Raw genomic sequence first — 13,225 nt, 5'->3', positions numbered from 1 at the left:
CTTGTTCCTGCAACTCGCTCTGGCGGTCTTCGTGGCCGCCGCCGGTTCCGTCACACCCCTCGCCTCCGGTACGGCTCCCGCGGAGCGTCCGTGCGGCTCGCCGTACCTGATCGACCGGGAGCTTCCCGGCGGCGCGCGCTGGCGGCTGTGCTGGGAAATGCGCACGATCGAGGGGCTGACGCTCAACCGGGTCACGTACGTGCCCAAGGGCTCGCCGGCCGTGAGCGTGCTGCGGAGCGCGGCGCTGGCGCAGATCCACGTGCCGTACGACTCGGGCGAGCCGCGCTACCACGACATCGGCTCGCTCGGGTCGGCGGCGATCCCGCTCACCGACGCCGACTGCCCGGGCGGCGAGCGGCGCCGGCAGGTCGTGTGCGTGACGACCAGGCCGCGCGGCCACGCCTACCTCAAGGACGGCTTCGGCGACCCGGCGCTGCGCAGGTCGAAGCAGGGGCGCGAGCTCGTGGTGCTGTCGGCCTACCAGGTGGGCTGGTACACCTACATCGCCGAGTTCGTCTTCGGCGACGACGGCTCGATCACGCCGCGCGTGGGCGCGACCGGCTCGCTGGCGGGCACCACGACGGCGCCCAAGCACGGCTGGCCGATCGGGGTGGGCGGCAGGCACTTCGAGGAGTCCCACAGCCACAACGTGTTCTGGCGGATGGACTTCGACATCCAGGGCGCCTCCCGCGACGTCGTGGAGCAGTACGACTTCGCGGGCGACAGGACGAAGAAGCGGGCGCTGAAGCGGACCGTCCTACGCCGCGAGACCAAGGCGGTCAACCGGCGGATGCGCTGGTGGCGCGTGGTCGATCCGAAGGTGCGCAACACCGATCTCCACCCGGTCAGCTGGGAGATCAACAACTCCGACAGCGCGCAGTACCGCGGCCCGTCGGACGAGGCGTTCACCCGCGCCGACCTCTACGTGACCCAGTACCGCTCCTGCGAACGCCTGGCCACCTACAACGTGGCTCCCAAATGCGGCAAGTCCGTCGACCAGTACGCCGGCCGCGAGCGCGTCAAGGACCCGGTGATCTGGGTGAACGTCGGCTACCACCACGTCGCCAGAGACGAGGACGCCGACCCGATGCCGGTCCACTGGCAGGGCTTCCGCATCACGCCAAGAGATGTGACGGCGAAGAACCCGCACTAGCCGCGGCACGACCGGCCTCCTGCATGGCCGTGATCCTCAGGATGACCGCGATGGCGAGCGCGGCGGCGATCCAGTACAGCGCGATGCTGAACACGTCGAACCGGGCGGCGCGGGCGAGGCTCTCCGGATCTTCCCCGGCGAACAGCAGCCGCCCGGCCACGTTCGAGCCCAGCCAGCCGCAGAGCCACGCCAGCCACCAGGCCCACACCAGGCCGGGACGGCGAGCGTGCATGAGGCCGACGCCGTGGACCCTTCCGGGCGTGGAGACGATCCAGATGTCGTCCACGATCTGCTTGGGGAACCAGAGGTTGACGACGGGCACGAGCCAGCCGAGCACGAGCCACGTACGCGAGTGCTGGTGGGACTCGGGGCTGAGCGCCTCGGCGTTGTCGCGCACGCGGAAGAGCCAGAACAGGAATCCGGCGATGGCGGCCACGCGGGCGGCCATCTCGACCAGACCCGACCCGGCCCAGATCACGTCCGCCCAGGTCAGCTCGGCCTCGGTGACGGAGAAGAGATCGGCGGCGACCTGGTCCATGAGCCCGGCGACCCACAGGTCGACGCCGGCCGCGGCCAGGCCGGCCACGGAGTCGGCGATGAGCAGGGCGACGGCGAGCGTGGCCGGGCCACGGACGGGCCGCACGCGGCGCATGGGGTTGGGGGGTTGCATGGCGGGTCCTCGTGCGTTCCGGTGGGGGTTGCGTCAGTATGTCGAATACCTGGGCACCAGGTCATCTGCATTCTGATGCCGTGATTTCGCACTTTCGGGGATTCCCATCGTGAAAGCGGGCAGGGGCTGAGGCAGACGGCCGTCGTAGGGCACTGTGGGGAGCATGCCGATGAGGACAGAGCTCGACCGCCTCGCGGGCGGGGCACATCATGATCCGCATTCCATCCTCGGCGCCCACCCCGGCGGCGGCGGGGTCACCTTCCGTACGCTGCGCCCGCTGGCCGAGCGGGTGGAGGTGGTGCTCGACGACGGTGGTTCGCATGTCATGGAGCACGTGGCGCACGGGGTGTTCGAGGTCATGGTGCCCGGCCTGGACAAGGTCCCGGGGTATACGTTGCGGATCCGCTATGGGGGCGGCGAGCCGTACGAGACGAAGGACCCCTACCGCTACTGGCCCACGCTGGGCGAGATCGACCTGCACCTGATCGGCGAGGGCCGCCACGAGCGGCTCTGGGAGGCGCTGGGCGCGAGGGTGATGACCCACGAGGAGGCGGAGGGCACCGCCTTCTCCGTCTGGGCGCCCAACGCGCGCGGCATCAGGGTGGTGGGCGACTTCAACCACTGGGACGGTGCCGGGCATCCGATGCGCTCGCTGGGGCGATCGGGGGTGTGGGAGCTGTTCGTGCCGGGTGTGGGGGCGGGGCAGCGCTACAAGTTCCAGATCCTCGGAGCCGACGGGGTGTGGCGCGACAAGGCCGACCCGATGGCCAGGCGGACCGAGACTCCGCCGCAGACCGCCTCGGTGGTCGAGGAGTCGCGCTACACCTGGGACGACGCGCGGTGGATGGACGGGCGCGCCGCCGAGCCGGCGCAGCGGCGGCCGATGAGCGTGTACGAGGTGCATCTCGGTTCGTGGAAGCCCGGACTTGGTTATCGCGAGTTGGCCGAACAGCTGACGGATTATGTCAGCGAGATGGGCTTCACGCATGTCGAGTTGATGCCGGTGGCCGAACATCCCTTCGGCGGCTCCTGGGGATATCAGGTCACCTCCTACTACGCGCCGACCGCGCGCTTCGGGACGCCGGACGAGTTCCGGCACCTCGTCGACCGGCTGCACCAGGCCGGGATCGGCGTGCTGCTCGACTGGGTGCCCGCGCACTTCCCCATGGATGAGTGGGCGCTGGCCCGCTTCGACGGCACCCCGCTGTACGAGCACGCCGACCCAGCCCGCGGCGAGCACCCCGACTGGGGCACCTACGTCTTCGACTTCGGCCGCACCGAGGTCCGCAACTTCCTGGTGGCCAACGCGGTCTACTGGCTCAAGGAGTTCCACATCGACGGGCTGCGCGTGGACGCGGTGGCCTCGATGCTCTACCTCGACTACTCACGCCGCGAGGGCGAGTGGACGCCCAACGTGTTCGGCGGGCGGGAGAACCTCGACGCGGTGGAGTTCCTGAAGGAGATGAACGCCGTCGCCTACCGGGAGACGCCGGGCATCTCGACCGTGGCTGAGGAGTCGACCGCCTGGCCCGGGGTCTCCCGGCCGGTTCACCTGGGCGGCCTCGGCTTCGGCTTCAAGTGGAACATGGGCTGGATGCACGACACGCTCGCCTACCTCCGGCACGAGCCGGTGTTCCGCCAGTACCACCACCATCAGATGACGTTCTCGCTCATGTACGCCTACAGCGAGAACTTCGTGCTCCCGCTCTCCCACGACGAGGTCGTGCACGGCAAGGGTTCGCTGCTCGGCAAGATGCCCGGCGACGAGTGGCAGCGCTTCGCGCAGTTGCGGGCGCTGCTGGCGTTCATGTGGGCGCATCCGGGCAAGCAGCTGTTGTTCATGGGCGGCGAGTTCGGCCAGGGCTCGGAGTGGTCGGAGGAACGCGGGCTCGACTGGTGGGTGCTGGAGTTCGACGGGCACAAGGGCGTGCAGAAGCTGGTGCGCGACCTCAACGAGGTCTACCGGCGGACGCCGCCGCTGTGGGAGCAGGACTGCTCGCCGGAGGGGTTCCGGTGGATCGACGCCGACGACGCCTCCGGCAACACCTTCTCCTTCGTCCGTTACGCGGCCGACGGGGCGGCGGTGGCGTGCGTGGTCAACTTCAGCGGGGCCCCGCACGAGGACTACCGGCTCGGCCTGCCGTACGGCGGGCGGTGGGAAGAGGTCGTCAACACCGATGCCTACGAGTACGCGGGCAGCGGGGTGGGCAACCTCGGCGGGGTCGAGGCGGTCGAGGAGTCGCGGCATGGCCTGCCGTACTCGACAGTGCTGCGGGTGCCGCCGCTGGGCGCGGTGTGGCTCCACAGCGAAGGCCCGCCCGCCGGCTCTCCCGAGCCCGCAGAACTTGAGGAGGGCTCGGAAGAGGCACCTTAACGGAAGCTCAAGCGAGGCTTAAAAGGGATCTTCACCCATTGCCCCGACAAGCCGGTCATCCTTACGCTTCCCCCCAGCAATCTGAGGCCCCCTCAGCCCCCTGCCAGGCGAGGGGGCCTCAGATTGCGCGCACCACCTCAGGGCTCCCTCTGGGCTTGCGGGGCAAATCCCCCTAAACTCCGAGATCATCCCCATCGGAGGACGAGTGCGACTTCGACGCCTGATCGCGGCAGCGGCCCTGCTCGCCGTACTCCCGGCCACCCCCGCTTTCGCCGACGATCCGCCCCCGGTCTCCGACAAGCTCGAAGAGGGCATCGCCGTCGGCACGGGCCCGGTACGCGCCATCGTCGAACTGACCGACCCGGCCCAGAACGCCCCGATCGCCGGCGCCGCCGCGCAGAGCGACGTGGAGGTCGTTCTCCAGCCGGCGACGCAGCCGTTCGTGGTCGTGAACGGCACCGCGGAAGAGCTCGCGAAGTTAGCCGAGGACCCGAGGGTCACCGCCGTCCGCCGCGACCGCGCCTACCCGCCCACGCTCTCCTCCAGCCTCAAGCAGATCGGCGCCGACCAGGCCCACGCGCAGGGCTTCACCGGCACCGGCCAGACGATCGCCGTCCTGGACACCGGCATCGACCGCGACCACCCGTTCTTCCAGAACCGCATCGTCGACGAAGCCTGCTTCTCGGCCGTCGACCAGGGCGTGGAGTCGCTGTGCCCGAACGGCTCGACGACCCAGCTGGGCCCCGGCGCGGCCGACGTCGAGATCGGCAAGTGCATGCTCGGCGGCGCGAACATCTGCGACCACGGCACCCATGTGGCCGGCATCGCCGCGGGCAGCGGCGGCGTGGCGCCCGGGGCCGGGATCATCGCGGTTCAGGTGTTCAGCCGCATCAACGACGCGGAGGTCTGTGGCGAGCCGTCGTGCCTGGCGGCGTTCGAGTCCTCGCTGCGCCTGGCCATGGACCACGTCGCCACGCTCGCCGCCACCCGCCCGATCGCCGCGGTCAACCTCAGCCTCGGCGGCTGGCCGACGCCGGCCTCGTGCGACACCGGCGAGGAGGGCGCCGCGTTCAAGCCCAAGGTCGACGACCTGCTGGCGAAGGGCGTGGCCACGGTGGTCGCCGCGGGCAACGAGTCCTTCACCGGCGCCTCCTTCCCGGCCTGCGTCTCCTCGACCGTGGCCGTCGGCGCCAACGACGACGGCGACAGGATCGCCGACTTCTCCAACAGCGGTGCCTTGCTGGACCTGTTCGCGCCGGGCGTGGACATCGACTCGTCGGTCCCTGACGACCAGATGACGTCCTACAGCGGGACCTCGATGGCCGCGCCGCATGTGGCGGGGGCGCTGGCCGTACTGAAGGCGCAGAACCCGCAGACGCCGATGCCGGAGCTGATCGAGAAGCTGAGGACGACCGGCCGCCCCTACACCTACGACGGTGTCACCACTCCGCGCCTCGACCTTCAGGCGGCACTGACCGGCGCCACCCCCGGCCCGCCGATCGAGCAGACCCCCACGCCGGGAAACCCGGAGAACCCGGACCCGGAGAACCCCGGTCCGGACAACCCCGACCCCGACCCCAGCGGCCCCTCCCCCGAGCCCCAGCCGGACAACCCCCAGCCCAGTCCCGTCCCGCTGCCCACCGTGACGGTGACCGTGACCGTGAAGGCCACCCCGCCCGCGGCCGTCTGCAAGCGGGGTACGGCCGGCAAGAAGCTGACCGGCAAGCAGTGGGCCGTGGAGATCCACCGCAGCAGCGGCACGATCCCGGACGCCACGCTCACCTGCTACCTGCGCATGGTCGGCAAGGCCAGCAAGGTCTTCCCCGAGGTGACCAAGGCCTCGTCGCTGGGAACGGCGTACCGGGTACTGAAGGGCACGTCAGGCGCACGGGCCAAGCTGGACGCGGCGTTGCTGAGGGGCTGGCTGAACTGGTCGAACGGCACCGGCACCCTCCAGGCCCTCCAGTCCGCGGAGAAGGTCCGCCTGAGCGCCAAGTCCTCGACAGCCCAGCTTACAAAATCCACAAAAACCCTAAAGAGCAGCTAATCATCCGGAACTGCCGATATCCGCATAACGGAGCCATCTCAAACTCCCAAACCTCGCAGGCCCCTCAGTAAGCTCAGGCCCCACGACCATCACATGTGGGGATTTTTCCGGCTGTCATCAGTCAAATCGGCGCATGAGCTATTGGGGGGCTTTCCAATATCAGAGCTCTGCTTCGGCGCGCCGCGCCGCTGACGGCGTCCCACTGCCTCACGCCTGCCCGTGTGTCCGGGCGGGCGCCTACCCTCGGAGGAACAGTGAGACTACGGTCTCTGCTCGCCGGCGCGGTCGCGCTGGCGGCGACCTCGGCCGCCCTCGTGGTGGCCCCGGCCGCCCAGGCGGCCACCGCTGACCCGGTCGTCAGCGCGGAGTTAAAGCAGGAAGCGAAGACGGAGACCGTCCGCGCGATCATCGAGCTGGCGCCCGGCGCCAGCGTCAAGGCCGTCGCGACCAAGGCAGAAGACGCTTCCGCCAAGACCGACGTGATCGAGAAGGACGCCTCGGCGAAGTTCTTCGTCGCGGAGGTGGACGCGACGACGCTCGCGGCGCTGAAGGACGACAAGCGCATCAAGTCCATCACGAAGGACGAGCTCAGCGCGCCCACGCTCGACGTCAGCACCAAGCTCATCGGCTCGGACAAGGCCAACGAGGCCGGCTGGACCGGCAAGGGCTACACCGTCGCCGTCCTGGACACCGGTGTCGACAGCGACCACCCCTTCCTCGCGGGCCGGCTGGTCGGCGACGCGTGCTTCTCATCGAACTTCAAGAACAGCGAGTACGAGTCCGAGTCGCTCTGCCCGAACAAGCAGAGCGAGCAGATCGGGGCGGGCGCGGCCAACGCCGAGACCGAGCGGTGCATCGCCGGTGGCGTCAACCAGTGCTCGCACGGCAGCCACGTGGCCGGCATCGCGGCCGGCAAGAAGACCGAGGGCGCCCCGGCCAACGGCGTGGCCCCCGAGGCCAAGATCCTGCCGATCCAGGTCTTCAGCCGCATCGTCACCGCGAGCGTCTGTGAGGGCTTCGGCATCCCGGCGCCCTGCTACCTCAGCTTCAACTCCGACCAGAAGCTGGCGCTGGAGTACCTGGCGACGGTCGCCACGGCGAACAACGTCGTCGCGGTCAACATGAGCCTGGGCGGCAACCAGAAGTTCACCGCGCACTGTGACGCCAATGTGGACGCCGCGGCCATCAAGCCGAACATCGACGCGCTCGCGGCGCTCGGTGTGGCCACGGTCATCGCCTCGGGCAACTCCGCCTTCCAGAACGGCGTCAGCAGCCCCGCCTGCATCTCCTCCGCCGTCACCGTGGGCGCCACCGACGACGGCGACGCCGTCGCGCCGTTCAGCAACCGCGGCAGGCTGCTGGACCTGTTCGCGCCGGGCGTCGGCATCAACTCCTCGGTGCCGGACGACGCCTACGGCAACAAGAACGGCACCTCGATGGCCGCCCCGCACGTCGCGGGCGCCTTCGCCGTCGTGAAGCAGGCCTACCCGGCCTACGGCCCCGCGCAGATCCTGGCCAAGCTCCGCACCACCGGCAAGCCGATCACCTACTCGGCCGGCGGCCCCCAGGTCACCACGCCGCGGATCGACCTGGCCAAGGGCACCCCGCCGAAGCCGACCCAGTCGCCGACGCCCACCCCCACGGTGACGCCGACCGTGACGCCCACGCCGACCCCCACGGCCACGGTCACGCCGACGCCCACCCCCACGCCGACCAAGACGCCGACCTCGCAGCCGGACCCGGACCCGATCTCGATCGACCCGAACCCGGAGCCGGTCCCCGACACCTGTGAGCGCGGCAAGGGCACCAAGCCGCTCAGCTCCAAGGCGTGGGCCACGGAGATGCTGAAGAACAAGGGCTCGCTGTCGGACAAGACGCTGATCTGCTACCTGTCCATCGCGCAGAACGGCAGCAAGGTCTTCCCCGAGGCGACCAAGGCCGACACCCTGGCCCGTGCGTACAAGGTGCTGAAGACGAAGTCGAAGGCGGGCAAGGCGCTGCTCGACCGGGAACTGCTGGCCGCGTGGCTGAACTACGCGCACGGCGTGTACAACTCCTCGGCCAAGGTGCACGGCACGACCACGCTGAAGAAGGCGATCACGATCGCCGAGAAGTACCGGACCGGCAAGGCGACGACGGCACAGCTGAAGAAGTCGGCCGTCTTCCTCTACCGGCACGTCAACAAGTAAGGATCGACTGATCGCCGTCCCTCTCCGGGGTGCCGCCCCGGAGAGGGACATGTCGCTTAGGGTGTGAAATATGGACCCAGGCAAGGCGATCTTCGAAACCGTCGACAAGCTTCGCCAGCGGCGCACCGCCCCGCTCGTGCTGGAGCTCGATCTCACCGAGGGGCTCACCGAAGGGCCTCCGGCGGATCCGCTCTCCGCGCTGCTGTCCATGCGCAAGCCCCGCCTGGCCGACGTGCTCGGCGGGCTCAAGCGGGCCAGGCACGACTCGCGGGTCAAGGCGCTGATCGTGAAGATCGGCGGGCAGCCGCTGGGCCTGGCCATGGTGCAGGAGCTGCGCCAGGCGGTCATCCACTTCCGTACCTCGGGCAAGCTGACCGTCGCCTTCTCCGAGACGTTCGGCGAGTTCGGGAACGGCACCGTCCCCTACTACCTCGCCTCCGCCTTCGAGCGCGTCTACCTCCAGCCCAGCGGCGACGTGGGGCTCACCGGCGTCGCGCTGGAGCAGCGCTTCATCAAGAACGCCCTGGGCAAGCTGGGCATCGCCTACGAAGGCGCGCAGCGGCACGAGTACAAGACCGCGGCCAACATGTTCACCCAGGACCACATGACCGAGCCGCACCGCGAGTCGCTGACCCGGATCGCCGAGTCGGTCACCGAGCAGGTCGTGGCCGGGATCGCGGACGGGCGGCGGCTGGATCCCGAGAAGGTCAGGGAACTGGTCGACCGGGGGCCGTTCATCGGCGACGAGGCGGTCGAGGCCGGGCTGGTCGACCGGCTGGCCTACCGGGACGAGGTCTACGACGAGGTCAAGAAGGCCGCGGGCGCCGACTCGATGCTGCTGTTCGTGTCGCGGTACGCGAAGGCGCCGGCCGTACGGAAGCTGCCGCATCCCGGGGTGGACACGGTCGCGCTCGTGCACGGCAGCGGGCCGATCAGGATGGGCCGCAGCGGGCGCAGCCCGCTCGGCGGCGGCGGCGCGATGGGGTCGGACACGATCGCCGCGGCGCTCCGGTCGGCGCGCAGGGACGAGCACGTCAAGGCCGTGGTGTTCCGCGTCGACAGTCCTGGCGGGTCGTATGTCGCCTCTGACACGGTCTGGCGGGAGGTCGTGCTGACGCGCAAGACCAAGCCGGTGATCGTGTCGATGGGTGACGTGGCGGCGTCGGGCGGGTACTTCGTCGCGATGGCGGCCGACGTCATCGTCGCGCAACCGGGGACGCTGACCGGGTCGATCGGGGTGTTCGGCGGCAAGCCGGTCCTGTCGGAGCTGCTGGAGAAGGTCGGGGTCAGCTCCGAGCTGATCTCCCAGGGGGCCAACGCGGGGATGTTCTCGACGTCCCGGGCGTTCTCCCCGGAGCAGTGGGACCGGGTCAACGCCTGGCTGGACCGTATTTACGATGACTTCGTAGGCAAGGTGGCCACGGGTCGCAAGCTCACCCGCGAACGTGCGCACGAACTCGCCCGCGGTCGCGTCTGGACCGGCGCCGACGCCCTCGAAGGCGGCCTGGTCGACGAGCTCGGCGGGCTGGAGGACGCCCTGGTGCTGGCCCGCAAGCGCGCCGGGCTGGCCGAGGACGCGCCCGTGCGCACCTACCCCCGCCTGAACCCGCTGGAGCGCCTGCGCGGGCCGGACTCCAGCGAGGACCGCGCCGCGGCCCTGACGCGCATGCGCCTGGAGGCCTGGGGTCCGCTCGCCCGGCTCTCCGCCGAGCTCGGCCTCCCGCCGCAGGGGCCGCTCGCCCTGCCCGCCTGGTACGAGATCCGCTGATCTTCTGAGTTACGGCAAGCCACCCCCGCACCCCCCGCCGACGTCGGCGGGCGGGTCGGGAGGTGTCGTCAGGCAGTCTGACGGGGTTGCTCGTCGTAACGGCCGGCGGAGACCGCCGAGCGGGTCAGAAGCGGCAACCGCAGGACGAACCGGGAACGATCCTCGACCCGGAGCGTCCCGCCGTGCCGGGTGGCGACCTCCCGCGCGATCGGCAGCCCGAGCCCGCTGCCGCCCGGATCCCTGGTCCGTCCTTCGGCGAGCCGCGTGAAGCGCTGGAACACCCGTTCGCGGTCGTCCGGCGCGAGCCCGTCGCCGTCGTCGCTGACCTCCAGCACGGCCTGCTCGGCACAGGTGTCGCCGCGCACCACGAGCCGGACGGTGCTGTCGGCGTGCCGGATCGCGTTGTCCAGCAGGTTGACCAGCACGCGGGTGAGCTGGAGCCGGTCGCCCTCGACGACGACGCCGTTCTCCAGCTCCGTCAGCAGCTTCTTGGCCGGGTGCCGCCTGGCCAGCTCGTCGCGGGTCAGCTCGGCCAGGTCCACCGGCTCGGGCCGCGGCTCCATCCCGGCGTCCAGCCTGGCGACGGCGAGAAGGTCCTCGACGAGGAGCTGCAGCCGGTCGGCCGCGCGGTCCACGGCTTCGAGCGCGGCGTGCTCGGGACCGTCGCCACGGGTCTCCATGAGGGCCAGGTCCACCTCGGCGCGCAGCCCGGTGATGGGGCTGCGCAGTTCGTGGGAGGCGTCGGCGACGAAGCTGCGCTGCTGGCTGAGGGCGCCGTCGAGCCGGTCGAGGGTCTGGTTCACGGTGACGGCGAGGGCGGCGATCTCGTCGTGCCGGCCGGTTTCCGGCACGCGGCGGTGGGGGTGGCTGCCGGTGATCTCCTCCAGCTCGGCCGTGATCGCCTCGACGGGCTTGAGCGCGCGCGAGACCAGTACCCATGTCAGGACCATGACCCCGGTGATGCCGACGGCTGCCGCGACGAGCAGTCCGAGCAGGGCGGGCCAGTCGTAGAGGTAGCCGGGTTTGGGGGTGGCGACATAGACGGACAGGTCGGAGGCGGAGCCCGCGGGGGTGATCGTGAAGCCGACCACGATGAGCTCGTGGCCGTCGTGCCGGACGACGCCGTCCCAGCGGAAGTCGTCCCGGGGAGGGAGCTGTGTGGTCAGCGGTGGCTGCCCGGCCAGGTCGGGGGTGCTGCCGAGCACCTTCCCGCCCTCGGTGACCACCTGGACGCTCTGGCCGCTGACCGACGGGATCGGGTTCGGCAGCGCGTTCTCGCTCGCCAGTATGGCCAGCCGCCGGGCCGCGGTCGCCAGTTGGTCGGTGACGTCGTCGATCTCCGAGCGATATCCCTGAATGGCCAGACCGGTACACAACAGCAGCCCGAGGACTGTGGAAACCAGCCCGGCGATGACGCAGCTGCGCGCGCGAAGGCTCACGCGTTACCCCCCTTTATGCGTTTTGGGGGAACGCCTACTGGCGAGTAAAGCTTCCGGATATATCAGTATTTACCCAGGTCAGGATGGGCTCCGCCGTGCCGATCCTTCGCTCTGCCCGCCAGATCCGACATCGGGTAAAAACTCAAATTCAGGCCGCGAAGAAGGCGCGCAGCGCCGGGGCGAGGGCCGCGGCGTCGACGTTGTGCGGCTGCCCGGCCAGCGTCTCGCGACGCGCGGCGGGAAGGGCGGCGGCGAGGGCCTCGGCGGAGTTCGTGGCCCACGGCATGGTGCCTCCGTCGAGCACCAGGGTGGGGATCGCCACTCCGGCCATGCGCCCGGCGGACAGCGAGAAGTCGCCGACGACCATGGCGTCATAGATCAGGGTGTGGGCGGCCTTCTCCATGCCGGGCCACATCGGCATGCCGCGCATCGGGGTGACGAACTCGGCCGGCAGCCCGACCGCGGCGGTCAGGAACAGCTCCACCATGTCGCCCCTGCGGCCCTGCTCGCGCAGCGCGACGAGCCGGTCGAGGTAGTCGGCGGGCACCGGCGGGCGGGAGTCGTCGACGATGTACGGGGCCTCCCAGACGGCCAGCTTGGTGATGGGGAGCCCGTTCAGGACCGCCTCCAGCCCGATGATGCCGCCACCGGAGGAGCCGAAGACGTACGCCTGGCCGCCGGCCTCCCGGATGACGGCGTCGAGGTCCTGGTAGACGCGCTCGACGGTGAACGGCTCGGTGTCGCCACTCTCGCCGGAGCCGCGCCGGTCGTAGTTGTACACCGTGAACGAGTCGGCCAGCAGGCCGGCCAGCGGCGCGTTGACGGAACGGTCGGTGGCGCCACCGCCGCCGACGATGACCAGCGCGGGCCCCTCGCCGATCCGGTCGTAGGCGAGGGTCGTGCCGTCCTGGGAACGAACGGTGCTCATGGTCTTCTCCCTGTCTGGGGGGTCGCTTGTCTCCAGTGTTCTACCGACAAAAGAACTTGTCAAGAAGAAAAATTCTTTCGGTGAACGGCATGCGGCCTCCCGGCCGGGATCGGAGAAGAGGGGTCAGACCGGGCGGTAGCGGCCGCGCAGCCGTACCAGAGGGTCGACAGTGGGAGTCACGTAGTCGACGGCGAGCACCCCGGCCACGAACAACGTGTGGTCGCCCGCCGGAATCACCCGGACGGTCTCCAGCTCCAGCGCGGCCACTCCGCCTCCGACGATCAGCGCGGAGGTACGCGGCCCGCGGTGGTGCGGCACACCTGCCACCAGATGCCGCGCCGACGGGCGCCCGGCGGTGGCGAACCGGCTGGCGACGGCCGCCTGGCCCGACGACAGCAGGGAGGCGGCCCAGAGGTCCTGGCGCAGCAGTACCTCGGCCAGGTAGCCGCGGCTGGTCAGTGAGACCAGCACCAGCGGCGGGTCCGCGGAGACCGACATGAGGGCGGAGACCGTGACCCCGAGGTCGTGGGGGGGGGGGGGCGCCCGGGGGCGCCCCCCCCCCCCCCCCCGCGGGGGGGGGCCCCCCCCCCCGGCCCCCCCCCCCCCCCCACAAACACACGCCCCCCCCCCCCACCACACACCACCCGCCCCCGCGCG

9 protein-coding genes are annotated in these 13,225 nt (G+C 70.4%); 5 read left to right on the top strand and 4 right to left on the bottom strand.

Annotated elements, in window-relative coordinates; all coding sequences use genetic code 11:
• Position 1 precedes the first annotated feature (1 nt).
• Positions 2–1,153, top strand: a complete 1,152-nt coding sequence (locus ACIBKY_RS33470) for a copper amine oxidase (RefSeq protein ID WP_397102987.1) — start codon at positions 2–4, stop codon at positions 1,151–1,153.
• Here ACIBKY_RS33470 and ACIBKY_RS33465 read toward each other — a convergent pair.
• A complete protein-coding gene (locus tag ACIBKY_RS33465) occupies positions 1,116–1,823 on the bottom strand; it encodes a DUF4328 domain-containing protein (RefSeq protein WP_397102985.1) in 708 nt (235 codons plus the stop codon). The genes ACIBKY_RS33470 and ACIBKY_RS33465 overlap by 38 nt on opposite strands.
• Before the next feature lie 169 nt (positions 1,824–1,992).
• Here ACIBKY_RS33465 and glgB point away from each other — a divergent pair, with 169 nt between their 5' ends.
• The 4 genes from glgB (at position 1,993) to sppA (ending at position 10,201) form a co-directional block, all read left to right on the top strand.
• A complete protein-coding gene (glgB, locus tag ACIBKY_RS33460; protein WP_397102983.1) occupies positions 1,993–4,197 on the top strand; it encodes a 1,4-alpha-glucan branching protein GlgB in 2,205 nt (734 codons plus the stop codon).
• A 205-nt stretch (positions 4,198–4,402) separates the two neighbouring features.
• Positions 4,403–6,244: a S8 family peptidase gene (locus ACIBKY_RS33455; protein WP_397102981.1), complete on the top strand. Its 1,842-nt coding sequence runs from the start codon at positions 4,403–4,405 to the stop codon at positions 6,242–6,244.
• A 254-nt stretch (positions 6,245–6,498) separates the two neighbouring features.
• Positions 6,499–8,433: a S8 family peptidase gene (locus ACIBKY_RS33450; RefSeq protein ID WP_397102979.1), complete on the top strand. Its 1,935-nt coding sequence runs from the start codon at positions 6,499–6,501 to the stop codon at positions 8,431–8,433.
• A 70-nt stretch (positions 8,434–8,503) separates the two neighbouring features.
• The gene (gene sppA / locus ACIBKY_RS33445) at positions 8,504–10,201 is read left to right on the top strand and encodes a signal peptide peptidase SppA (RefSeq protein WP_397102977.1); all 1,698 of its coding nucleotides are present in this window, start codon (positions 8,504–8,506) and stop codon (positions 10,199–10,201) included.
• A gap of 68 nt (positions 10,202–10,269) precedes the next feature.
• Here sppA and ACIBKY_RS33440 read toward each other — a convergent pair whose 3' ends face one another.
• The 3 genes from ACIBKY_RS33440 to ACIBKY_RS33430 form a co-directional block, all read right to left on the bottom strand.
• Positions 10,270–11,640 carry a sensor histidine kinase gene (locus tag ACIBKY_RS33440; protein WP_397102975.1) on the bottom strand — a complete coding sequence of 457 codons (1,371 nt, stop codon included), beginning with the start codon at positions 11,638–11,640 and terminating at the stop codon, positions 10,270–10,272.
• 148 nt (positions 11,641–11,788) lie between these two features.
• Positions 11,789–12,568, bottom strand: coding sequence for an alpha/beta fold hydrolase (locus ACIBKY_RS33435; RefSeq protein ID WP_397102973.1), 780 nt, complete (start codon positions 12,566–12,568; stop codon positions 11,789–11,791).
• 123 nt (positions 12,569–12,691) lie between these two features.
• Positions 12,692–13,207: a flavin reductase family protein gene (locus ACIBKY_RS33430; RefSeq protein ID WP_397102971.1), complete on the bottom strand. Its 516-nt coding sequence runs from the start codon at positions 13,205–13,207 to the stop codon at positions 12,692–12,694.
• Between the last annotated feature and the right edge of the window lie 18 nt (positions 13,208–13,225).

The organism is Nonomuraea sp. NPDC050394 (genome assembly GCF_044459065.1).
Classification (GTDB): Bacteria; Actinomycetota; Actinomycetes; order Streptosporangiales; family Streptosporangiaceae; genus Nonomuraea.
This window is presented reverse-complemented; position numbering and strand designations above follow the sequence as displayed.